16 protein-coding genes are annotated in these 24,074 nt (G+C 62.8%); 3 read left to right on the top strand and 13 right to left on the bottom strand.

The genetic code is table 11. The annotated features are described in order from the left end of the window. Positions 1–29: 29 nt before the first annotated feature. The 4 genes from dnaJ to AB4Z53_RS05370 form a co-directional block, all read right to left on the bottom strand. Entirely contained in the window at positions 30–1,166 is a 1,137-nt protein-coding gene (dnaJ, locus tag AB4Z53_RS05385) for a molecular chaperone DnaJ (protein ID WP_113539926.1), read from the bottom strand. Positions 1,167–1,421: 255 nt separating this feature from the next. Continuing rightward, positions 1,422–3,344, bottom strand: coding sequence for a molecular chaperone DnaK (gene dnaK / locus AB4Z53_RS05380; RefSeq protein ID WP_113539927.1), 1,923 nt, complete (start codon positions 3,342–3,344; stop codon positions 1,422–1,424). Between the two features lie 259 nt (positions 3,345–3,603). After that, positions 3,604–5,868 carry a transglycosylase domain-containing protein gene (locus tag AB4Z53_RS05375; protein WP_441595120.1) on the bottom strand — a complete coding sequence of 755 codons (2,265 nt, stop codon included), beginning with the start codon at positions 5,866–5,868 and terminating at the stop codon, positions 3,604–3,606. Positions 5,869–6,234: 366 nt separating this feature from the next. Next, entirely contained in the window at positions 6,235–6,549 is a 315-nt protein-coding gene (locus AB4Z53_RS05370; RefSeq protein ID WP_441595118.1) for a hypothetical protein, read from the bottom strand. Positions 6,550–7,108: 559 nt separating this feature from the next. Here AB4Z53_RS05370 and AB4Z53_RS05365 point away from each other — a divergent pair. After that, complete coding sequence (locus tag AB4Z53_RS05365) at positions 7,109–7,597, top strand: hypothetical protein (RefSeq protein ID WP_441595116.1); 489 nt, start codon at positions 7,109–7,111, stop codon at positions 7,595–7,597. Between the two features lie 75 nt (positions 7,598–7,672). Here AB4Z53_RS05365 and AB4Z53_RS05360 read toward each other — a convergent pair whose 3' ends face one another. The 3 genes from AB4Z53_RS05360 to AB4Z53_RS05350 form a co-directional block, all read right to left on the bottom strand. Then, positions 7,673–8,632 carry a lysylphosphatidylglycerol synthase transmembrane domain-containing protein gene (locus tag AB4Z53_RS05360; RefSeq protein ID WP_441595114.1) on the bottom strand — a complete coding sequence of 320 codons (960 nt, stop codon included), beginning with the start codon at positions 8,630–8,632 and terminating at the stop codon, positions 7,673–7,675. A gap of 470 nt (positions 8,633–9,102) precedes the next feature. Continuing rightward, positions 9,103–10,494 carry a M20/M25/M40 family metallo-hydrolase gene (locus AB4Z53_RS05355; RefSeq protein ID WP_113539932.1) on the bottom strand — a complete coding sequence of 464 codons (1,392 nt, stop codon included), beginning with the start codon at positions 10,492–10,494 and terminating at the stop codon, positions 9,103–9,105. 223 nt (positions 10,495–10,717) lie between these two features. Further along, positions 10,718–11,161, bottom strand: a complete 444-nt coding sequence (locus AB4Z53_RS05350; protein ID WP_057247769.1) for a MarR family winged helix-turn-helix transcriptional regulator — start codon at positions 11,159–11,161, stop codon at positions 10,718–10,720. Positions 11,162–11,665: 504 nt separating this feature from the next. Here AB4Z53_RS05350 and polA point away from each other — a divergent pair. Beyond that, positions 11,666–14,674, top strand: coding sequence for a DNA polymerase I (polA, locus tag AB4Z53_RS05345; RefSeq protein ID WP_291150139.1), 3,009 nt, complete (start codon positions 11,666–11,668; stop codon positions 14,672–14,674). A gap of 237 nt (positions 14,675–14,911) precedes the next feature. Continuing rightward, on the top strand, positions 14,912–15,766 hold the full coding sequence (gene purU, locus AB4Z53_RS05340; protein ID WP_441595111.1) for a formyltetrahydrofolate deformylase: 855 nt from the start codon (positions 14,912–14,914) through the stop codon (positions 15,764–15,766). A 57-nt stretch (positions 15,767–15,823) separates the two neighbouring features. Here the strand turns inward: purU and AB4Z53_RS05335 are convergent, their stop codons facing one another. The 6 genes from AB4Z53_RS05335 to AB4Z53_RS05310 all read right to left on the bottom strand — a co-directional run bounded on the left by AB4Z53_RS05335 (position 15,824) and on the right by AB4Z53_RS05310 (position 24,065). Then, positions 15,824–16,468, bottom strand: coding sequence for a TetR family transcriptional regulator (locus AB4Z53_RS05335; protein WP_441595109.1), 645 nt, complete (start codon positions 16,466–16,468; stop codon positions 15,824–15,826). Between the two features lie 51 nt (positions 16,469–16,519). Beyond that, positions 16,520–19,660 carry a multidrug efflux RND transporter permease subunit gene (locus AB4Z53_RS05330; protein WP_441595107.1) on the bottom strand — a complete coding sequence of 1,047 codons (3,141 nt, stop codon included), beginning with the start codon at positions 19,658–19,660 and terminating at the stop codon, positions 16,520–16,522. Positions 19,661–19,669: 9 nt separating this feature from the next. After that, positions 19,670–20,893 carry an efflux RND transporter periplasmic adaptor subunit gene (locus AB4Z53_RS05325; RefSeq protein ID WP_441595105.1) on the bottom strand — a complete coding sequence of 408 codons (1,224 nt, stop codon included), beginning with the start codon at positions 20,891–20,893 and terminating at the stop codon, positions 19,670–19,672. Positions 20,894–21,150: 257 nt separating this feature from the next. Beyond that, positions 21,151–22,152 carry an ABC transporter ATP-binding protein gene (locus AB4Z53_RS05320; protein ID WP_441595103.1) on the bottom strand — a complete coding sequence of 334 codons (1,002 nt, stop codon included), beginning with the start codon at positions 22,150–22,152 and terminating at the stop codon, positions 21,151–21,153. 12 nt (positions 22,153–22,164) lie between these two features. Further along, complete coding sequence (locus AB4Z53_RS05315; protein ID WP_441595102.1) at positions 22,165–23,229, bottom strand: Gfo/Idh/MocA family protein; 1,065 nt, start codon at positions 23,227–23,229, stop codon at positions 22,165–22,167. Further along, positions 23,226–24,065, bottom strand: a complete 840-nt coding sequence (locus tag AB4Z53_RS05310; protein ID WP_057247778.1) for a carbohydrate ABC transporter permease — start codon at positions 24,063–24,065, stop codon at positions 23,226–23,228. Before AB4Z53_RS05310 ends, AB4Z53_RS05315 begins: the two co-directional genes overlap by 4 nt. Between the last annotated feature and the right edge of the window lie 9 nt (positions 24,066–24,074).

Raw genomic sequence — 24,074 nt, 5'->3', positions numbered from 1 at the left:
GCGTTGTAGAAGTCGTCAGGCTCGAAGCTTCAGTCGCTCAGCGTATCGAAGAAATCCTTCATCCGGGCAAAGAAGCCCGTCGATTCCGGATTGTTGTCCTTGGACGAGATCTGCTCGAATTCCTGCAGCAGCTCGCGCTGGCGCTTGGTCAGCTTCTGCGGCGTTTCGATCTGGATCTGGATGTAGAGGTCGCCGGACTGGGCCGAGCGCAGCACCGGCATGCCCTTGCCCTTGAGGCGGAACTGCTTGCCGGCCTGGGTACCCTCGGGAACCGTGACGCGCGACTTGGTGCCATCGAGCGTGGTCACGTCGAACTTGCCGCCAAGGGCAGCCGTCGTCATCGAGATCGGCACGCTGCAATAGAGATCGGCGCCATCGCGCTGGTAGAACTCATGCGGTCTGACCGAAAGGAAGATGTAGAGGTCGCCCGCCGGTCCGCCGCGAAGCCCGGCTTCGCCTTCGCCGGAAAGGCGAATGCGGGTGCCGTCCTCGATGCCGGCCGGAATGTTGACCGAGAGCGTGCGCTCTTCGGTGACGCGGCCCTGGCCGTGGCACTTGCCGCAGGGATCGGTGATCGTCTGGCCGCGCCCGCCGCAGGTGGGGCAGGTGCGCTCGATCGAGAAGAAGCCCTGGGCTGCGCGAACGCGGCCGGAGCCGTGACAGGTGCCGCAGGTTTTCGGGCTGGTGCCGGGCTTGGCGCCGGAGCCGGTGCAGACGTCGCAGGTGATCGAGGTCGGAACGCGGATCTGCGCGGTCTTGCCGGCGAAGGCTTCCTCGAGCGAAATCTCCATGTTGTAGCGAAGATCGGCGCCGCGTTCGCGACCGCCTGACGAGCGCCGCTGGCGTCCGCCGCCCATCATCTCGCCGAAGATGTCCTCGAAGATGTCGGAGAAGCCGCCTGCGCCCGCGCCGGCGCCGCCGAAGCCATTGCCCATGCCGCCCTGCTCGAAGGCCGCGTGACCGTAACGATCGTAGGCCGCCCGCTTCTGCGGGTCCTTGAGCATCTCGTAGGCTTCGTTGATTTCCTTGAAGGTCTTCTCTGCTGCCGCGTCGCCGGGGTTCTTGTCCGGGTGATACTTCATCGCGAGTTTGCGGAAGGCGCTCTTCAGCTCCTTCTCATCGGCATTCTTGGCAACCCCAAGCGTTTCGTACAGATCACGTTTCATTCGTCGAAGATTGTCCTGTTGACAAGGCGTGCCAGCGCGAAGGCTCGGCGGCTGCCCGTTTACCTTGCCACCGATTTAGTAAACCTTGAAGCGCGATACCATAGCCCGAACGGCGGTAGATGCGGTTTTTTGTCGGAAAAGTAACGTTTGCCGCGCGGCGCGGCCCCTCTCGCCACATTTGCCCGTCGCGTCAGACCAAGCGGCCAACAAAAAAGCCCGGGCGAACCCGGGCTTTTCGTCTGTTCGAAGGGCGACTTAGGCCGAACGCTTGCGGTCGTCCTCGTCGTTGACTTCTTCGTAGTCGGCATCGACGACATCGCCGTCACGGGCAGCGTCCGCAGCGGCATCCGCATGGGCGGCTTCCGTCTGCTGCGCTTCGTAGATCGCCTGGCCGAGCTTCATGGAAACTTCCATGAGCGTGTTGGTCTTGGCCTTGATGTCCTCGGCGTCCGGCTCGGAAGCTTCGACGGCGGTCTTCAGCGCTGCGATCGCGTCGGAGATCGCCTTGCGGTCGGTTTCCGAAACCTTGTCGCCGTAATCCTTCAGCGACTTCTCGCTGGAGTGGATCAGGCTTTCGGCCTGGTTCTTGGCTTCGACACCCTCGCGGCGCTTCTTGTCGACTTCGGCATTGGCTTCGGCGTCCTTGACCATCTTCTCGATGTCGGCGTCGGAGAGACCACCGGATGCCTGGATGCGGATCTGGTGCTCCTTGCCGGTGCCCTTGTCCTTGGCCGAAACCTGCACGATGCCGTTGGCGTCGATGTCGAAGGTGACTTCGATCTGCGGCATGCCGCGCGGTGCCGGCGGAATGCCGACGAGGTCGAACTGGCCGAGCAGCTTGTTGTCGGCCGCCATTTCACGCTCGCCCTGGGAGACGCGGATCGTCACGGCCGACTGGTTGTCGTCGGCGGTCGAGAAGGTCTGCGACTTCTTGGTCGGGATCGTCGTGTTGCGTTCGATCAGGCGGGTGAAGACGCCACCGAGCGTTTCGATGCCGAGCGACAGCGGGGTCACGTCGAGCAGCAGAACGTCCTTGACGTCGCCCTGCAGAACGCCGGCCTGGATGGCAGCGCCCATGGCCACCACTTCATCCGGGTTCACGCCCTTGTGCGGCTCCTTGCCGAACAGCTGCTTGACGGTTTCCTGCACCTTCGGCATGCGGCTCATGCCGCCGACGAGAACGACTTCGTCGATCTCGGCAGCCGAGACGCCCGCGTCCTTGAGGGCGGCCTTGCACGGCGCAACGGTGCGCTGGATCAGGTCGTCGACAAGCGCTTCGAACTTGGCGCGGGTCAGCTTCATCGTCAGGTGCTTCGGACCGGAAGCGTCAGCCGTGATGAACGGCAGGTTGATTTCGGTCTGCTGCGACGAGGACAGCTCGATCTTGGCCTTTTCGGCAGCTTCCTTCAGGCGCTGAAGAGCGAGCTTGTCATTCTTCAGGTCGATGCCCTGTTCCTTCTTGAATTCGCCGGCGAGGTACTGGACCAGACGCATGTCGAAGTCTTCACCGCCGAGGAAGGTGTCGCCGTTGGTCGACTTCACTTCGAAGACGCCGTCGCCGATTTCGAGAACCGAGATATCGAAGGTGCCGCCGCCAAGGTCATAAACGGCGATCGTCTTGCCGTCCTTCTTGTCGAGGCCATAGGCAAGGGCTGCTGCAGTCGGCTCGTTGATGATGCGCAGCACTTCGAGGCCGGCGATCTTGCCGGCATCCTTGGTTGCCTGGCGCTGAGCGTCGTTGAAGTAGGCCGGTACGGTGATGACGGCCTTCTCGACCTTTTCACCGAGGTAGGATTCAGCCGTTTCCTTCATCTTCTGAAGGATCATGGCGGAGATCTGCGACGGGGAGTAATCCGTGCCGTGCGCTTCGACCCAGGCGTCGCCATTGTCGGCCTTGGTGATCTTGTAAGGAACCATGTCCTTGTCTTTTTGCGTGGTCGGGTCCTGGAAGGTCCGGCCGATCAGGCGCTTGATCGCAAAAAGCGTGTTTTCCGGATTGGTGACCGCCTGGCGCTTGGCCGGCTGGCCAACGAGACGTTCGCCGTCGTCGCTGAATGCCACCATCGAGGGGGTCGTGCGCGCGCCCTCGGCATTTTCGATCACCTTCGCGTCTTTTCCGTCCATGACGGCGACGCAGGAGTTGGTCGTTCCCAGGTCAATACCAATAACTTTAGCCATGTCGTTCTCTCCTTGCAGCGGACTGTCGGAACCCGGTCAGGCATTCGTAAGACAGCCCCTAACGGGATGGTCTCAGGATTTCTTCGCAGCCGAGACTGCGCCGATGCGGCGTATATAAGGACCGGCGTTTCGGACTGCAAGGCATTCTGCGGGGCGTTTGGGGGCAAATGCAAGTCCGCGATTTGCCCAGCCGGAAATGGGCTGTCCGCCGCCGGTGAGAAAGGCGCCAGTTGTATGCTTCCGGCACGGTCGCGCCGGCTCAACCGCCGGTCAAAATGTCAAAGAGGGTCGTACGGCGCGTGGCGCCCGTCGTCTGGCCCACATCGGCCGGTGGCACCAGGCCGCCATTGCCCTGATCGGCGCTCTGACCACCCCATTCGCCGCCCTGGTCCACGGGACGTTGTCCGACGGCGACCGCGCCATTGGCGCTAACGGGCGCTTCCGGGAAGGCCTCCGGATCGCCGGAGAGCAAGTCGCCGGCCGGCGTGTTCACGCCCTCGTCGAAGACCGGCTGCACGCCCGTCGTGCCGAAGAGCGGCGAGGGCGAGAGTCCCTCATGGGCTGCCATCATGAAATCGTGCCAGGCCTTGGCCGGCAGGCCGCCACCGGTGACCTTCTTCATCGACTTGCCGTCATCGTTGCCGAACCAGACGCCGGTGGTCAGGTTCGAGGTGTAGCCGACGAACAGCGCATCACGGAAGGATTGGGTCGTGCCGGTCTTGCCCGCTGCCTCCCAACCCTTGAGCTGCGCCTTCTTGCCGGTACCCTTGGTCAGCACCCGCACCATCATCTGGTTCATTTCGCTGACGATCGCCGGATCGAGCACGCGCGGCGGGTTGTCGTAGGTGTTCTCGTAGAGCACCGTGCCGTCGGCCTTGGAGATGCGGCGGATGACGTGCGGCGTTGCCTTGAAGCCGCCGTTCATGAACGGGGCATAGGAGGACGTCAGCTCGACCAGGCTGACTTCGGATGTGCCGAGCGCGATCGAGGCATTGGCCTGCATTTCGGAATCGATTCCGAGGCGATGGGCCACCTTGACGACATTCTGCGGCCCGACCTCCATCACCAACTGCGCGGCGATGGTATTCAGCGAATTGGCGAGCGCATCGGCGATCGTCACTTCGCCACGATACTTCTGGTCGTAGTTCTCGGGCGTCCAGTTGCCGATCCGGACCGGTCCGTCGTTGCGGATCGACATCGGCGTGCGGCCGATCTCGAGGGCCGCGGCATAGACAAAGGGCTTGAAGGCGGACCCCGGCTGGCGCTTTGCCTTGGAGGCGCGATCGAACTGGCTTTCGGCATAGTCCTTGCCGCCGACGAGCGCGCGGATGGCGCCGGTGCCGTCGATCGAGACGAGGGCAGCCTGCGAGGCGTCGAGCTTCTTGCCGTCGGTGTCGAGCGTGGCTGCGATCACCTCCTCGGCCTTCTTCTCGAGATTGAGGTCGATCGTCGTGTCGATGACCAGGTCTTCCTTGACCTCGCCGATCATGCCGGGAAGCTGGTCCATCACCATGTCGGCGACGTAATGTTCGGCGCCGGACCAGTAGCTCTTCGCCTTGGTCGGCGTCTGCGACATTGCCGTCTTGATTTCGCTGTCGGTGACGTAGCCTTCGTCGCGCATGGCGCCGAGAACGACCTGGGCTCGTTCTTCCGCCGCCTGTGGGTCGCGCGCCGGCGACAGGCGGGAAGGGGCCTTGAGCAGGCCTGCAAGCAATGCCGCCTCGCCGAGGTTCACGTCGCGCGCCGACTTGTTGAAGTAGCGCCGCGATGCGGCTTCCACGCCATAAGCGTTGGAGCCGAAGAACACCCGGTTGAGATACATCGCCAGGATCTGATCCTTGGAATATTTCTGCTCGAGCCAGAAGGCGAGCAGCACTTCCTGCACCTTGCGCTCCAGCGTGCGCTCCGGCGACAGGAACAGGTTCTTGGCAAGCTGCTGTGTCAGCGTCGAGCCACCCTGCACCATGCGGCCGGTGGTGAGGTTCGTCACCATGGCGCGGGCAAGCCCCAGCGGATCTATGCCGAAATGCGAGTAGAAGCGGCGGTCCTCAATGGCGATGACGGCCTGCGGAATATAGGGCGACATGTTTTCCAGCGACAATGCCTCGCCGCCGGTGGTGCCGCGATTGGCGATGACGTCGCCGCTGACCGCCAGAATCTTGACGTTCGGCGGGCGCTCGGGAATCGACCAGCTTCCGGCGCTCGGCATGCGCGCGCCGTAATAGAGGACGAGGCCGCCGACGCCCATGGCGCCCCAGATGCCCAGCACGATGCACCAGTAGGAGAGTGTGCGGACAAGGCCGATGAAACCGCCACCGCCTGAGCCGCGACGCGCGCCGCCGCGCTTGCCGGCTGCCTTCTTCTTGCCGTTGCCCTTCTTGCTATTGCCCGAAGATTTGCCGCGAGGCGCCTTGCGGCTGGTGGTCACACGATCGCTGGCCTCGACGCGAAAGTCGTCATCATCGTCCTCGTCTCCGCCGAACGATGGCTCGATCCGCTGTCCTGACCTGCCGTTTGTTGCCATGCCGTTTGGATTTGTCCCTCTGCCGTCTGCCGGGGCCGGTTGGCTCAATCGCGACGGTGACTTCGATCTCGACGGCGGTACCAGCACTCTGCGCCCCTCCGCCACGGCGACCGGGTGAACTTTAAATGCGGCAATTTAAGGGGGAGTTAAGAAGCAGATCGTGAAATACCCATGGTCTTCAACAGCTTGCCTTTCCACATAGCGGTTCCCCGCGCCGGGCGGCAGGATGGGGGTGACGGGTTCCAGCATCGTCCCGAGGCGATCGCGGCCGATGGCTTCGTCAAGACAGTGTCTTGGTGGTAGCGTCTGCAACGCGCCAGATGCTTGCCGCAGTCGAGACCGGCATCACGTCGCTGTTTCTCCGCATCATTCGATGGCCGTGCGCAGCGGGGTTTCCTTGACCAACTCGATCGGTGCATAGGGTGCGGTGAAATCATGGAGCCACTGGCTGTAGGGCAGCCGGACGAGGACCGTTTTCGCCAGGTGGTTCATCGCGACGTCCTCGCAATCGTCCGCCGGGCGGTTCTGTCGGCCGCACATGGCAAGCGGGCTATCGAGCAGACGATAGTCGTTGCCATGGTAGACGAGGGCCGTTATCGCCTTCAACTTGAAGGATGCGGGCGGTATGACAACCAAGCGCAGGCTGGCGAGCCAGGTGGCAAGGATCAGTACGACGATCATCGGGGTGGAGGAAGTATCCTATTGCTCTATTTAGTCGTTATATCCTAAAGGACGCAAAGATTAGAAAAAGCTATCATTGGTTGTGGTTGCCGATATGTTGCCGCGGTTCGTTTGCCCTCTTGAGGCGATGGTCGGCAGTTTCGGTAGCGGACGATGCATTGCCGCCGCGAGTACAATCCGCGCCGGCGGCTTCACGATTTTGTGCAATGCAAAAATTACCCTTGAAATTGGTGCAATGCATAATTATTATATGACTTATCGAAGCGCTGCACCTCCTCCCGCGGCGCCCGATGCGGATCGGTGGCACTCCTCCTCCCAGTCACCGATCAAGTTCGAGAGCCCCGTGTACCTCCTCCCACACGGGGCTCTTTCCATGTCTTGCCCTCCGCGCATGAGGCCGCTTTCATCTGGTGCCGCGTAGGTACCTGAGGGTAAAGCGCCAGGACGATCGCATCCTTGCCGTTGCGACACCTCTCAACGAAACATGTGGGTAGCGAATCCTGCTATGGCTTCGCCTTATTGTTGTGCTCGGCTGTTGCGCGACAAACGGAGGACTGCCATGAATTTTCGATCCACCGCCTTCGCCCTCGGCGCATTTGCAGCGTTGAATGACGGGGCTCTGGCACAGGAAAGCGTCGCCTATGTCGACGACCGCTCCGACGGCGCGGCTCTTGTCCGTTCGCTCTACAACGCCATCAACCGCAGGGAATATGCCCGCGCCTACGGCTATTTCGGCGAATCGAGGCCAGTCGGCGGCTTCAAGTCCTTCACGCGTGGTTATGATCGCACCGTGTCGGTCGAGGTGAAGATCGGCAAGGTGAAAACGGAAGCCGGCGCCGGCAGCATCTATTCCGCCGTACCGGTCGCGGTGAAATCCACCGAGCAGCGCGCGCGGGTCCGATTCTTCGCCGGCTGCTACGTTACGCGCATCATCAACCCGTCGCTGCAGGTACCGCCCTTCACGCCCTACCAGATCGAAGCGGCGCGGCTTCGTGAGGTGAAGGGGCCGCTCGAACAGGCGCTGCCGACGGTCTGCAACGCGCCCTGAAGCGCGTCGAGGGAAAGGTGTGCGGTCTTCCGTATTCCGCTGCAATTGCCGGCTGCTGAAGCAAGATCTATCCCGTCAGGAAGGATCGGCGCCTCCCGGCGGCGGGCGTTGCGCCACGAAGCGTGCCCGCTCGAACACAAGGATCACCACCAACGCCAGGATGAAGGGGATGACCAGGTAGAGCAGACGGAAGATCGCAAGGGCGGCGAGAACGTCGGCCGGATCCATCTCCGGCAGCGCGGCGATGAAGATCAGCTCGAGTACGCCGAGCCCGCCGGGCGCATGCGAGAGCAGCGCCGCCGAGAATGAGGCAAGGAAAATCCCGAGAATGACGATATAGCCTGGGTTCCCGGCTTCCGGGAGCGCGAAATAGATGATCCCGGCAGCGCCGATCAGTTCCACGGGCGCGATCACCAGCTGCCGGAAGACGATCTTTGGTTTCGGGTAGTGAAGCTGGAACCAGCGCGTGCGGAACGACGGCAGCCCGACAAGGCTGCCGATGACGTAGAGTCCGATGACGATGAGGATGAGCACGCCTGTGGTCAGCGACATTTCCACCGGCAGGAACTCGGCGAAACGCTCGATGATGTCGGGCCGCATCAGGAGGACGACGGCCGAAAGCACCAGTGTGCCGAGCGTGAAGGTGAAGGAACAGAAGGCGACGAGCACGCCGACTTCACCCGGCGAAAGCCCCTTGGAACGATAGGCCCGGTAACGCACGACCGCGCCGGAAAATACAGAGGCGCCGAGATTGTGTGACAGCGCATAGGTCGTGAACGAGCAGAGCGTGATGAACCAGATCGAGATGCGGTGACCGAGATGGTCAAGCGCCAGCCGGTCGTAGGCCGCCAGCGCCGCATAGGCGACCAGCGTCGAGCCGATCGCCAGCAGCCAGCTCCTGAGCGAAATCGCGTTGAAGCTCGCGAGGAATTCGTCGAGCGAAAGGCCGCGAAGCTCGTGATAGAGCGCATTCACCGAAAAGAGGATCGCAAGAAGCCCGACGATGGGCCAGAAATAGGTCTGCAGCCGCTTCATGCCGGCGCCGTGATCGGTGCGAGGTCATGGGCGAGGCGTTCTAAGGACACTTCTGTTGCAGCTGCCGGAGTGCTTCTCCGAGCGGAGACATCCTGTTTTATGAGCTGCTTTGTCATAACGCCGCGCCCGCAGCGCGTCGCTTCGGTCCCTACCCTTGCCAACGATCCGACTTCCCTTTGTGATTTGTTTCACAAAAAGGAAGCACCTGAGACCCCGCAGGTCAAGGATTGACGGTCTGTCGGAAACGGAGAAACCGCCGGGAAACGGTGAAGGGGAAACGGTAAAACGTGGACATCGCACCGATCGGGCAGCAACGCGTGCGCGCTGGCAGACGGATTGCGCGTGAGGGCTGTGTTATTGGCTGAGTGCAACTGAAAACGAACGGCCGCGGTGGAGAGCTCCACCGCGGCCGGAGATCAAAGTCGAGCGGGATGGGCGCGAAAACCATACGGATCCCGCTCTGACCATCTTTAAGCGGCGAGCGCGTCCAGGATGCGGATCCAGGAGCGGATGCCTTTGTGGTAGGACTGCAGCTCGTACTTCTCGTTTGGCGAGTGAATTCGGTCGTCGGAAAGGCCGAAGCCGACGAGCAGCGATTCCATGCCGAGCATCTTCTGGAAGTCGCCGACGATCGGGATCGAGCCACCCATGCCGATGATGACGGCCGGCTTCGGCCATTCATCCGAAAGCGCCACCTTCGCCGTGTTGAGCAGCGGCGATTCGTAGGGCAGGTGGATGGCCGGCGAACCGCCATGCGCGTGGAACTCGACCGAGCAGTCGGCCGGAACCTTGGAGCGCACGTAGGCGCGGAACGCCTCGCGGATCTTTTCCGGGTTCTGGTTGCCGACGAGGCGGAAGGAAACCTTCGCCGAAGCCTCGGCCGCGATCACCGTCTTGAAGCCTTCGCCGGTGTAGCCGCCGGTGATGCCGTTGACTTCCGCGGTCGGCCGCGCCCAGGTCAGTTCCAGCACCGAGCGGTTCTTTTCGCCCGACGGGATCGACAGGCCGATTTCGCCGAGGAACTTCTCTGCCGTCTGGCCGAGCGTTTCCCAGGCAGCCTTGATCTGGGCCGGTGTTTCTTCGACGCCGTCGTAGAAACCGGGCAGCGTCACGCGGCTGTTTTCATCGTGCAGGCCGGCGAGAATGGTCGTGAGGATGCGGATCGGGTTGGCAGCGGCACCGCCGAAGTAACCCGAATGCAGGTCGCGGTCGGCAGCCCGGACGATGACCTCTTCACCGACGAGGCCACGCAGGCCCGCGGAAATGGCCGGCGTATCGCGGTCCCACATGCTGGTGTCGCAGACCAGCGCGTAGTCGGCCTTGAGCTCGGCGGCATTGGCTTCGAGGAAGGGCTTCAGCGACGGCGAACCGGATTCTTCTTCGCCTTCGAACAGGATGGTGACGCGGCAGGGCAGGCCGCCATGCACGTCCTTGTAGGCGCGGACCGCCTCGACGAAGGTCAGCAGCTGGCCCTTGTCGTCAGCCGTGCCGCGGCCGGTGATCACCTTGCGGCCGGGTTCGATTTCCTTGAGGCCTGGCTCGAACGGATCCGTGTCCCAGAGGTTGAGCGGATCGACCGGCTGAACATCGTAGTGACCGTAGAACAGCACATGCGGCGCATCAGGCTTGGCGCCATCGTGATGGGCAACGACCATGGGATGGCCGGGAGTGTCGCGCACCGAAGCGGTAAAGCCGAGGCTGTTGAGTTCCGTCACCAGCCATTCGGCCGCCTTGCGGCATTCCGCCTTGAAGGCCGGGTCGGTGGAGATCGACTTGATCCGAACGAGATCGAAAAGCCGGTCGAGGCTCTTCGGCAGGTTGGCGTCTGCACGTTCGAGAACGGGGGTGATATCTGCCATCATGCATATCCTTGCTTGAAGATTTGCCGGAACCTACTGCATCAATCGCCAAATCGAAATCGATTTGAGCACGAAATCGCGCGAGATCGTTCCAGGCGGAGCGAACGTTCGACGCAGCGCCGTTGGACGCGCAAAGTCGCTGGACGCGCTCGCTCCGGTTTAGAGCCTAAGGGCGTCCTCTTTAAGCCAAATATTTTGATGGATCGATCAGGGTAGGCAGGAAGCTTCAGGCGCGGCCGTCGCCACGTGCCACGCTGGCCAGGGCCATGCGCATATATTCGAGCATCAGCTCGCGCTCGAAGTTCCTGAGACCGGAAAGCAGCGACTGGTCGGCGGCAAGGGCTGCTTCTTTGGCGGCCGCCTCCATCTCCTTTGCCCGTTCGGTCAGGAAGATTTGCTGCGAGCGCTTGTCCTGAGGGTGCTTGCGGCGGACGATGAGCCCGTCGCGCTCCATGCGGGAAAGCGTGTTGGCCATCGTTGCCTGCTCGATGTCGAGGCGATCGAGCAGCTGCTTCTGCGTCAGGCCCTCCTCGGCCCAAAGCTCGAGCAGGATGGGAAACTGACCCGGTGCGAAACCAAGCTTCTGGCCACGCTCGTGCAGCGCGCGCGAAAAGCTCTTCGCCAGCAGGCTGGCCAGATAGGTTGCAGATTCCATCCGATTGAAGGCCATAGCTATCGGTACGCCCGAAGCGCCATGAAGACAAGTTACAATGCAGGCGATGAACCTTGGGAAACGCCGGACTCACCTCGATGTGAGCGGACTTGATCGCAGGTCTCTGGAAGCAAAAAACCGTCACGGTGCGGAGGCGGCGCCGTGACGGTTTCTTGAAAACGGGACAAAGGCCCGGAGAGGGGGATAAGGCCTTTGTCCTCATCTGGTGCGGGCGGGGGACAGGCCAATCACCAGAAGACGGCATCACTCGGTGCCGTTGAGTAAGATTTGAGGAGTCAAATGTGGCTTTTCAAGGATAAGCGGTACGAATCGGACATTACAAATACGTAACGTTTGCGTGAAACCTGGAGGCCCTGTTGCCACCCCTTCGGAAAGGAGAACACGGCCTCGCCGCTGCAATCGCCAGTAGCGGCTCGATGCCTCGTTTTCGAGGCGAGAATGTAGTGTTCGGCGGGAAAACCGCAATGGACCTTTGCTTCACCCCGCGCTATCCATTTGCCCATGAAAAACGGTGATCATCTCTTCCTCGTCGACGGCTCCGGATTCATCTTCCGGGCGTTCCACGCCATCCCGCCGCTCAACCGCAAATCCGATGGCCTTCCGGTCAACGCGGTCTCGGGTTTCTGCAACATGTTGTGGAAGCTGCTCACCGATGCGCGCGACACTTCCGTCGGCGTCACGCCGACCCATTTCGCGGTGATCTTCGACTATTCGTCGAAGACGTTCCGCAACGCGCTCTACGATCAGTACAAGGCGAACCGCACGGCGCCGCCGGAAGATCTCATTCCGCAGTTCGGCCTGATCCGCCACGCGACGCGCGCCTTCAATCTGCCCTGCATCGAAAAGGAAGGCTACGAGGCGGACGATCTGATCGCCACCTATGCCAGGCTCGCCGAAGCGGCCGGCGCTGGTGTCACTATCGTCTCCTCCGACAAGGACCTGATGCAGCTCGTCACCCCGAATGTGTCGATGTACGACAGCATGAAGGACAAGCAGATCTCGATCCCGGAAGTGATCGAGAAATGGGGCGTGCCGCCGGAAAAGATGATCGATCTCCAGGCGATGACCGGTGATTCCACCGACAACGTCCCCGGCATTCCCGGCATCGGCCCGAAGACGGCGGCGCAGCTGCTGGAAGAATACGGCGACCTTGAAACGCTGTTGGCGCGCGCCGGCGAGATCAAGCAGGCCAAGCGCCGCGAGAACATCATGGCGAACGCCGATCTCGCGCGCCTGTCGCGCCAGCTCGTCGAACTCAAGACCGACACGCCGCTGGATGTCCCGCTGGAGGATCTGGGCCTGGAGCCGCAGAACGGGCCGAAGCTGATCGCCTTCTTGAAGGCGATGGAATTCACCACCCTGACGCGCCGCGTCGCTGCTGCGACCGGCACCGATGCCGACGCCGTCGAAGCCGCCAATGTTCCGGTGGAATGGGGCGCGGATGCGCGTGGCCCGGATCTCGACAAGGGTGGCGTAGCGACGGCCGCCAGCGACGGTTCGTCATCCAAGGCGGTGGTCCGTGGAGAGGCCGCAGAGGCGGCCGCCGTCCTGTCGCGTGGCGGCGAAACAGACGCTGGAGATGCCACGCCGCAGGCGCTGGCGGCGGCGCGCGCCGAGATCTTCGCCAAGGCGCCGCTCGATCACAGCGCCTATGTCACGATCCGCGACATCGCCACGCTCGACCAGTGGATCGCTGACGCGCGCGATGCCGGCGTCGTCGGCTTCGACACGGAAACGACGTCGCTCGACGCCATGCAGGCCGATCTCGTCGGCTTTTCGCTGGCAATCGCCGATCATCGGGCGGACCCGACGGGCACCGCCATCCGGGCAGCCTATGTTCCGCTGATCCACAAGACCGGCGTCGGCGATCTGCTGGGCGGCGGGCTTGCCGAAAACCAGATCCCGGTCGCAGAAGCGTTGAGCCGGCTGAAGCGCCTGCTCGAGGACCCCTCCGTCCTCAAGGTCGCGCAGAACCTGAAATACGATTACCTCGTGATGAAGCGGCACGGCATCACCGTGGAGAGCTTCGACGACACGATGCTGATGTCCTACGTCGTCGACGCGGGCAACGGCACGCATGGCATGGACGCGCTTTCCGAGCGTTGGCTGAACCACAAGCCGATCCCCTACAAGGACATCACCGGCACCGGCAAGTCGTCGGTCACCTTCGATTTCGTCGATATCGACAGGGCGACGACCTACGCGGCCGAGGATGCGGACGTCACGCTGAGGCTCTGGCATATCCTGAAGGCGCGGCTTGCGGCCAAGGGGCTGACGCGCGTCTACGAGCGCCTGGAGCGGCCGCTGGTCGCCGTTCTCGCCCGCATGGAAGATCGCGGCATCACCATCGATCGCCAGATCCTGTCGCGGCTCTCCGGCGAGCTCGCCCAAGGGGCGGCGGCGCTGGAGGATGAGATCTACAAGCTCGCCGGCGAAACCTTCACCATCGGCTCGCCGAAGCAGCTCGGCGATATCCTGTTCGGCAAGATGGGCTTTGCCGGCGGTTCGAAGACCAAGACCGGCCAATGGTCGACCTCGGCGCAGGTGCTCGAAGACCTGGCCGCCGAAGGGCACGAACTGCCGCGCAAGATCGTCGACTGGCGGCAGCTGACCAAGCTCAAGTCCACCTACACCGACGCGCTTCCCGGCTTCGTCCATCCGGAAACGAAACGCGTGCATACGTCCTACGCGCTTGCTGCCACCACGACCGGGCGGCTCTCGTCTTCGGATCCGAACCTGCAGAACATTCCGGTGCGCACTGCCGAAGGCCGTAAGATCCGCACCGCCTTCATCGCAACGCCCGGCCACAAGCTCGTCTCGGCCGACTACAGCCAGATCGAACTGCGCGTGCTTGCGCATGTCGCCGACATTCCGCAGCTTCGCCAGGCCTTCGCCGATGGCGTCGACATTCACGCGATGACGGCGTCGGAAATGTTCGGTGTTCCGGTCGAGGGCATGCCCGGAGAAATCCGCCGTCGCGCCAAGGCGATCAACTTCGGCATCATCTACGGCATTTCGGCCTTCGGTCTCGCCAATCAGCTGTCGATCGAGCGCTCCGAGGCGAGCGATTACATCAAGCGCTACTTCGAGCGTTTCCCCGGCATCCGCGACTATATGGAAGGCACCAAGGTCTACGCCCGCGAACACGGCTACGTCGAGACCATCTTCGGCCGCCGGGCGCATTATCCGGACATCCGCTCGTCGATCCCGTCGCACCGCGCATTCAATGAGCGTGCCGCGATCAATGCGCCGATCCAGGGTTCAGCCGCCGATATCATCCGTCGCGCCATGGCGAAGATGGAGCCGGCGCTGGCGGAGGCGAAACTCTCGGCCCGCATGCTGCTGCAGGTGCACGACGAACTGATCTTCGAAGTCGAGGACGCGGAAGTCGAAAAGACCATCCCGATCGTCGTCTCGGTGATGGAGAACGCGGCGATGCCGGCGCTCGACATGAAGGTGCCGCTCAAGGTCGATGCGCGCGCCGCGACCAACTGGGACGAGGCGCACTAACCCGGCGGCAATTTGCCTGGTTTTCTGATGAAATCCTCTCAGAAAACCTCAGAAGTCACATGCGATGAATCTTGCAGCGCCCGGAGGCATCTTATGTCTCCGGGCGCCTTTCCATCAGGATGATAGAAAGCGTCAGCCGTCGCGGCCGGAACGATTGCCGGCGCGTTCAACTCCTCATAGGCAGCGCTTGGGAAGGGGCTCGAGCCTCATCCGAAACGGCTGCAATCGGAGGAGATCATGGCGCCGAAGACCTTCATCCTTGTCCTGTCCTGCGACGACAAACCCGGCATTGTCGCCGCTGTCACCACCGAGCTTGCCGCTCTCGGCGCGAACATCGCCGAGAGCAACCAGTTCTGGGATACCAAGACCAACAGCTTCTTCATGCGCATCGCCTTTCAGGTTGCGGCGAGCGTTCAGGCTGGTGATGTCGAGCGGGCGCTTCGCCCGGCCGTCGAGCGGTTCCAGATGCGGACCACGCTCGCGGACGCCGCGGTGAAGCCGAAGATTCTCGTTCTCGTCTCCAGGTTCGACCATGCGCTCCTGCACCTGCTCTACCAGATCCGCGTCGGCTGGCTGAACGCGGAAGTGGTTGCCCTCGTCTCCAACCATGAAGACAGCCGGCGCACGGCCGAGGCCGAAGGGCTCGCCTATCATTGTTGGCCGGTGTCGAAGGACAACAAGGCCGAACAGGAGGAAAGGCTGTTGCGCCTGGTCCAGGAGACCGGCGCCGATCTCGTCATCCTCGCCCGCTACATGCAGGTCTTTTCGGACAATCTGTCGAAGCGCCTCTACGGCAAGGCGATCAACATCCACCATTCCTTCCTGCCGAGCTTCAAGGGCGCCAAGCCCTATCATCAGGCGCATGAGCGCGGCGTGAAGCTGATCGGTGCGACAGCACATTACGTCACGCCCGATCTCGATGAGGGCCCGATCATCGAGCAGGAAACCGAACGAGTCAGTCATGCGCTGACGGCCGAAGATTTCGTCGCCAGTGGCCGCGATATCGAAAGCCGCGTGCTCGCCCGCGCCGTCAAGCTGCACCTCGAGCGGCGTGTCATGCTCAACGGTCACAAGACGGTGGTGTTCAGCTAAAGAGTTCCGAAGGGCGCCTCATGTCGCCGGTACCCGCAGGGGTGCCGGCCACAGCTGTTAAAGGCGTGCGGCCACGGCGGTCGCGGTAACGGCCGGTGCGCGGAAGCTAGCGAACAGCCGGCTCAAGCCTTCGCGCCCCTCGGCCGTCAGATCGAAACGGCGGCCGAACAGCAGCCATTCGGTACAGAGCCCCAGCATCATCCAGTGCAGCGTCCGCGTCGCCGAGGCCGGGGTCCAGGTCTCATGCATCTGCCCCTTGGCAAGCGCGCGGGAAAAAGCGAGTTCGAGCAAGACGTTATGGTGTTCGTCGAGCTCCTTCTGCCGGGCAAGCACCTCGCCCAGGTCCCCGTCGTAATTGGTGCGTAGCATGATCGTGAGAATACGCTGACGCTGCTCGTCGGCGGCGAGAACATCCAGCCAGTCGCCCATGGCGCCTTCGAGGATGGAGAGCGTATCGGCGGCTTCCGCTTCGATCTCGCGGGCGACCATGTCTTCCTGCGGCAGGGGCACGGCATCGTGCAGCGCGAGGAACAGGTCGGTCTTGTTGGCAAAGTGCCAGTAGATGGCGCCACGGGTCACGCCGGCGGCCTTGGCGATTTCTTCCAGCGTCGTGTTCGAGACGCCCTTTTCGTAGAAGACGCGCTCGGCGGCGCATAGGATCTTCTGCCGGGTTGCTTCCGCGTCGGCTTTTGTTCGGCGCATTCATTCCTCCTCATGCGACGGCCCGCCAGAGGCGGGCCGTCCAGTATCGTTTTACTCGGCGGGTGTCGGGTTTTCTGCGGCTGTCGGTGTGTTTTCCACCTTCTTTCGACCGAAGATCTTCGTGACGAATACGAAGAAGACCGGAACGAAGAAGATGGCGAGCACCGTTGCCGAGATCATCCCGCCCATGACGCCCGTGCCGATGGCGCGCTGGCTGCCGGAGCTGGCGCCCGTGGCGATCGCCAGCGGCAGAACGCCGAGCGTGAAGGCCAGTGACGTCATCAGGATCGGCCGGAAGCGAAGATGTGCCGCCTCCAGCGTCGCGTCGATCAGCGACTTGCCCTGCTCGCGCAGTTCCTTGGCAAATTCGATGATCAGGATCGCGTTCTTGGCCGACAGACCGATGATCGCGATCAGGCCCACCTTGAAGTACACGTCGTTCGGCATGTCGCGCATGGTGACCGCCAGCACGGAGCCGATGACACCGAGCGGAACGACCATGATGACCGCGACCGGGATCGACCAGCTCTCGTAGAGGGCCGCCAGGCACAGGAACACCAGCAGGCAAGACAGTGCGATCAGGAGAGGCGCCTGGGTGCCGGACTGGATTTCCTGCAGCGACTGGCCCGTCCATTCGTAGCCGAAGCCCGTGGGAAGCTGTCCGGCAAGACGCTGCATCTCGGCGATTGCGTCACCGGACGAATAGCCCGGTGCCGCCTCGCCGCTGATGCGGACTGACGGATAGCCGTTGTAGCCGATCGTCTGCGTCGACGCCTTGACCCACTCCACCGTCGCGAAGGCCGACAGTGGCACCATGCCGCCATTGGCGTTGCGGACGTTCAGGTTCAGGAGGTCGGCGGTCTGCATGCGCTGACCTTCGTCCGCCTGCACCGTCACGCGCTGCATGCGTCCGGCGTTGGGGAAGTCGTTGACGTAGGACGAGCCGAGGTTGGTCGAGATCGTCGAGTTGATGTCGGCGAAGGTCACGCCGAAGGTGTTGGCCTTCTCGCGGTCGATGGTGACGCTGACCTGAGCTGCGTCCGGCATTCCCTCGAAGCGGACGCCCGCGAGCACCTTGCTTTCGGCTGCCATGCCGAGCAGCTGGTCGCGCGCCTGCGACAGCGCCGCCTGGCCGAGACCGCCGCGGTCCTGAAGGCGGAACGAGAAGCCGCCCGTGGTGCCGAGGCCCTGGATCGCCGGCGGCGACAGCGCGAAGCTGATCGCATCCTTGATCTGGCTCATCGCCATCGTCGCCCGCATGGCGATCGACTGGGCGGCGTTGTTGGCGTCGCGTTCCTTCCAGTCCTTCAGCGTCACGAAGGCGAGCGCTGCGTTCTGGCCGGTACCGAAGAAGGAGAAGCCGTTGATCGCGATGATGCGTTCGACAGCCGGCTCCTGACCGAAGATCTTCTCCGCCTGCTCAACCACCTCGGTCGTACGGTTGCCCGTGGCTTCCGACGGCAGCTGCATCATGACGATCACGAAGCCCTGGTCTTCGTCCGGCAGGAACGACGACGGCAGCTTCATGAACAGCCAGCCGAGGCCGGCCAGCACGGCGACGTAGACGATCATGTAGCGGCCGGTCCGATGGACCAGGCGCCTCACGATGCCGCTATAGCCGTGCGAGGTCTTGTCGAAGCTGCGGTTGAACCAGCCGAAGAAGCCGCGCTTGGCGTGGTGGTGGCCCTTCGGCACCTGCTTCAGGAAGCTCGCGCAGAGCGCCGGTGTCAGCGACAGTGCGAGAAGTGCCGAGAACAGGATCGAGACGACCATCGTCAGCGAGAACTGGCGATAGATCACGCCGACGGCACCCGGGAAGAAGGCCATCGGAATGAACACGGAGGCTAGAACCAGCGTGATGCCGATGACGGCGCCGGTGATCTGCTTCATCGCCTTGCGGGTGGCTTCCTTCGGCGTCAGCCCTTCCTCGGACATGATGCGTTCGACGTTTTCGACGACGATGATCGCATCGTCGACGAGAATGCCGATCGCCAGCACCATGCCGAACATGGTCAGAACGTTGATCGAGAAGCCCATCGCCAGCATGACCGCGCAGGTGCCGAGCAGGGCGACCGGCACGACGAGCGTCGGGATGATAGTGTAGCGGATGTTCTGCAGGAACAGGAACATCACGATGAACACCAGTGCGACCGCTTCGACCAGCGTCGAAAGCACTTTCTCGATGGAAACGGCGACGAAGGGCGAGGTGTCGTAGGGAACCGAATATTCGAGGCCCTGCGGGAAGAACTTCGCCAGTTCGTCCATGCGTGCCTTGATGGCCGCCGATGTCGACATGGCGTTGCCGCTCGGCGACAGCTGGACGGCGATAGCCGCCGAGGGCTTGCCGTTGAGCCGCGTCGAGAAGGCGTAGCTTTCGCCACCGATCTCGATGCGGGCAACGTCGCGCAGGCGGACGGAGGAGCCGTCCGGATTGGCGCGAAGCACGATCGCGCCAAACTCTTCGGCGCTCTCCAGCTGGCCCTTGACGACGACGGGCGCGCTGATCTGCTGGCTGATCGGGTTCGGCTGTGCGCCGATCGAGCCGGAGGCGATCTGGGCGTTCTGCGCCGTGATCGCGTTCGTCACGTCCGCTGCCGTCAGGTTCAGACCCAGCATCTTGTCCGGATCGAGCCAGACACGCATCGAGCGTTCGGTGGCAAAGAGCTGTGCTCGGCCGACGCCGGGCACGCGCTGGATTTCGCTCAGAACGTTGCGGCTCAGATAGTCGCCGAGGCCGATGGCATCCATCGAGCCGTCGGTTGAGGTGAGCGCGACGATCATGAGGAAGCCGGAGCCGGCTTCATCAACCTGAACGCCCTGGCGCTTGACCGAATCGGGCAGGCGCGGCTCGACACGGCGAACGCGGTTCTGGATGTCGACGGCCGCCTGACCCGGATCGGTGCCGGGCGCAAAGGTGGCGCTGATTTCGACCGAGCCGGAGGCGCTGGAGGTTGACTCGAAATAGAGCAGACCTTCGACGCCGTTCAGTTCGTCTTCTATCAGTCGCGTGACGCTCTGATAGGTGTCCTGCGACGAGGCGCCGGGGTAGCTCGTGTTGATGGAGATCTGCGGCGGCGCGACGTCAGGATATTGCGATACCGGCAGAAGCGGGATCGCAATGACGCCGGCGACCATGATGAAGATCGCCACCACCCAGGCAAAAATAGGCCTGTCGATGAAAAAACTAGGCATCAATCAAACTCACTTTGTAGCTTCGGCAGGCTTCTTGTCGGCTTCCGCCGTCGTCTGCGCTGCTTCTGCGGCAGGCTTGGCATCCGGGTTCCAGTCGGTCGGTTCGACCGGGGCACCGGGGCCGATCTTCTGGAAGCCTTCGACGATGACCTTCTCGCCGGCCTTGAGGCCGGAGGTCACTTGCCAGCGGGTGCCGATGGTACGGCCGAGCGTCACGTTGCGGAACTCGACCTTGTTGTCTGCAGCAACGACATAGACCTGCGACTGGCCGGCATTGTTGCGCTGGACAGCCTGTTGCGGAACGGTGATCGCGTCTTTTTCGACGCCCTGCTGGACGAGCACGCGGACATACATGCCCGGAAGCAGGTCGTTGTCCGGGTTCGGGAACTCGCCGCGCAGCGTCACCTGACCGGTCGTCGCGTCGACAGCCGCTTCGGAGAACAGGAGCTTGCCCTTGTGCTCGTAGGCCGTGCCGTCGTCGAGCACGAGCTGTACTTCGGCTTCTTCGCTGTCGCCGTTCATCATCTTGCCGTCCTCGAGCGCCTTGCGCAGGCGGATGAGGTCGGTCGCCGACTGGGTGAAGTCGGCATAGAGCGGGTCGAGCTGCTGGATCGTCGCGAGATTTTCCGAGCTGTTGGTGCTGACAAGCGCGCCTTCGGTGATCAGTGCACGGCCGATGCGGCCGCTGATCGGTGCCGTCACGTCGGCATATTGCAGGTCGAGCTTGGCTGCCGCGAGGCCGGCCTCGGCGATCGCGACATCGGCGTCGGCGGTCGCAAGCAGCGCGGCCGCATCTTCCAGCTGCTGCGCGGCGACGACGTTCGCCTTCTTCAGCTGCTCCTGGCGATCGGCCTTCTGCTGGGCCTGCAGGCGAATGGATTGGGCGCGCCTGAGCGTCGCCTCTGCCTTTTCGACCTGCACGCGGAAGGGCGCGGGATCGATGCGGTAGAGCACATCACCCTCATTGACCTTGGAGCCCTGCTGGAAGACGCGTTCGACGACGATGCCGGAGACGCGCGGGCGGACCTCGGCGACGCGCGTCGCGGCGATGCGGCCGGGTAGCTCGTTGGTGATCGGCAGGGTTTCGGCCTTGGTCGTGAAGACGGCGACGGCGGACGGCGGGAATGCGGCAGCACCCTGTTGTGCTTCCTCTTTCTGGCAGCCGGAAAGAAGAATCACAGTTGCCAAGGCGGCGGCCAGTGTCGGTCGGTTCATGCGCATAGCGATGTCCATATTCGGTGACCGCAGGCAACAGGTGCATCTCGCAAGGTGCCCGTGCGGTCCGGAAGTGAAGGGGAGCGGAACCGGTATCAGGTTCGGCAAATACCGGAAAGCTAATATACAAACACAAATGTATGTTAATTTGCTTCGCAGTGCAACAGCGTGATGCGGCGCGTCGAATCAAAAAATAATTCAGCCACCACAGGTGTTTAGTCCCTATGGCGGCTGATTTTCACATAGCTGTGATGGGGCGAAGGCCCCAAATTGGATCAGACGAGAACGCGGTCGTCGTTACCGAAACGGTGCATGCTGCCGACCATCGGTGTTGCGTAGACGATGTCGTCAGGGGCGTAGCGATGCTCGCCGAAGAGGCGGACGGTGATGGTGCCGACCTGTTCGGAATCGATGTAGACGATCGTGTCGGCACCAAGGTGTTCGACGTGCACCACCTTGCCCTTCCAGTCACCGCTCTCGCGCGACAGCGCCATGTGCTCCGGACGGATGCCGATCGTCTTGGCGCTGGTGTCGCCGAGCCTTGCGCCCTCGATGAAGTTCATCTGCGGCGAGCCGATGAAGCCGGCGACGAAGGTGTTGGCGGGGCGATTGTAGAGATCCATCGGCGAGCCGATCTGCTCGATCTGGCCGGCGTTGAGGACGACGATCTTGTCGGCGAGCGTCATCGCCTCCACCTGGTCGTGGGTTACGTAGATCATCGTCGCCTTCAGGCTGCGATGCAGCCGGGCAATTTCGAGCCGGGTGTTGACGCGCAGCGCGGCGTCGAGGTTGGAAAGCGGCTCGTCGAACAGGAAGAGCTTCGGTTCGCGCACGATCGCGCGGCCGATCGCGACGCGCTGACGCTGGCCGCCGGAGAGTTCGGCCGGGCGCCGGGCAAGGTAGGGATCGAGCGACAGCATGCTTGCCGCCCTGCCGACCTTGTCGTCGATCTCCGCCTTCGGAGCGCCGGCCTGCTTCAGGCCAAGGCCCATATTGTCCTTCACCGTCAGGTGCGGATAGAGCGCGTAGGACTGGAACACCATGGCGATACCGCGCTTGGCGGGTGCCACATGGCCGACCTCTGTGCCGTCGATCTGCACGCTGCCAGAGGTCGCGTCTTCAAGGCCGGCGATGGTGCGCAGCAAGGTCGACTTGCCGCAGCCGGACGGGCCGACGAAGATGACGAACTCGCCGTCCTTCACCTCGAGGTCGATGCCCTTCAGCACCTCATGGCTACCATAGGCCTTGCGGATGGATTTGAGTTGAAGCGATCCCACCTGGTTGCCCCCTTAAAGTTTGACTGGTCTGCCGGTGCGCACGCTTTCGTCTGCGGCAAGGCAGATGCGTAGCGACTGGACGGCATCATTCATGTGACGGTCGAGGTCTATGTCTTCGCGAATGGCCTTCAGCACATAGGCCTGCTCGCGGTCGCAGAGTTCCTGGTGGCCGGGCTCGCCGTCCATCTTCAGGTCCTCGTCAGCCCGGAGGAAACGTCCATCGGGACCGGTTTCGGCATTGTGCAGCCGGATCACTGCGGTCTTGGTGTGCATGTCGATGTCGTCGGACTTGGCGTTCTGGTCCATGACGATCGAGACCGAGCCCTTCGGTGACATCACGTCCTTCACGAAGAAGGCGGTTTCCGAGATCATCGGACCCCAGCCGGCTTCGTACCAGCCGGCGGACCCATCCTCGAAGATCACCTGCAGGTGGCCGTAGTTGTACATGTCCGGCGCGATCTCGTCGGAGAGGCGAAGCCCCATGCCGCGCACTTCCACCGGCTTGGCATCGGTGATCTGGCACATGACGTCAACATAGTGCACGCCGCAATCGACGATCGGCGAGGTCGTCTTCATCAGCGACTTGTGCGTTTCCCAGGTCTGTCCGCTCGACTGCTGGTTCAGGTTCATGCGGAAGACGTAAGGACCGCCGAGCTTGCGGGCCTCGGCGATCAGCCGGATCCACGAGGGGTGATGGCGCAGGATGTAGCCGATCACCAACTTGCGACCGTGCTTCTTCGCCGCCGCGACGACGCGCTCGGCGTCGGCGACGGTGGTTGCGAGCGGCTTTTCGACGAAGACGTCGGCGCCGGCCTCGAACGCCATGACCGCAAAGTCGGCATGGCTGTCCGAATAGGTGCAGATCGAGCAGAGTTCCGGCTTCAAATCGGCAAGCGCCGTCTTGAAGTCGGGGTGAATCTGGTAGCCGCTCAGCTCTTCCGGCAGCGGCACTTTCGAACGGTTGACCAGGCCGACGATCTCGAAGCCCGGATTGTTGTGGTAGGCGAGCGCATGGCTGCGCCCCATGTTGCCGAGCCCTGCTACGAGGACCCGGACCGGTTTGCTGCTTGCACTCACTTGACTGCTCCTGCCGTGATGCCGCGGATCAGTTGCCGCGAGAAGATGACGTAGAGGACGAGGACCGGAAGGATGGCGAGCGACAGGGCCGCAAGCACCGCGTTCCAGTTGGTGACGAACTGGCCGATGAAGATCTGCGAGCCGAGCGTCACGGTCTTGGTCGCTTCCGCCGGTGCCAGGATCAGCGGGAACCAGAGATCGTTCCAGATCGGGATCATCGTGAACACCGCGACGGTTGCCATTGCCGGCCGGACCAGCGGCAGAACCAGGCGGAAGAAGATCGAGTATTCCGACAGCCCGTCGATACGCCCGGCATTCTTCAGATCATCCGAAACCGTGCGCATGAACTCCGAGAGAATGAAGATCGCCAGCGGCAGTCCCTGTGCCGTGTAGACAAGGATCAGCGCCGTCAGCGTGTTGACGAGGTTGGCGGCGACCATGCCCTGGAGGATGGCGACGGTGCCGAGACGGATCGGGATCATGATGCCGATCGCCAGATAAAGGCCCATGACCGTGTTGCCGCGGAAGCGGTATTCCGACAGCGCGAAGGCGGCCATCGCCCCGAACAGCAGCACCAGCGCGATCGAGACGATCGTGACGATGAAGCTGTTCTGGAAATAGGTGGCGAAATCGCCCTGGCCGAGGACCGTTTCATAGCCGATCAGGCTGAAGGTCTGCGGGGTCGGGATCGTCAGCGGCGCCCGGAAGATCGCGTTGCGATCCTTGAACGAGTTGATGATCGTCAGGAACACCGGGAACAGCGACACGAGCGTGTAGGCGATCAGCGCCACGTGGACGAAGCCGGTGCGGAGAAAAGAATCGCGTGCTTTCGACATCTCCGGTCT

The sequence above is a fragment of the Ensifer sp. 2TAB8 genome (genome assembly GCF_052115125.1).
Taxonomy (GTDB): domain Bacteria; phylum Pseudomonadota; class Alphaproteobacteria; order Rhizobiales; family Rhizobiaceae; genus Ensifer.
The sequence above is the reverse complement of the archived record's forward strand: the minus strand, read 5'-3'. Positions and strand labels throughout refer to the sequence as shown.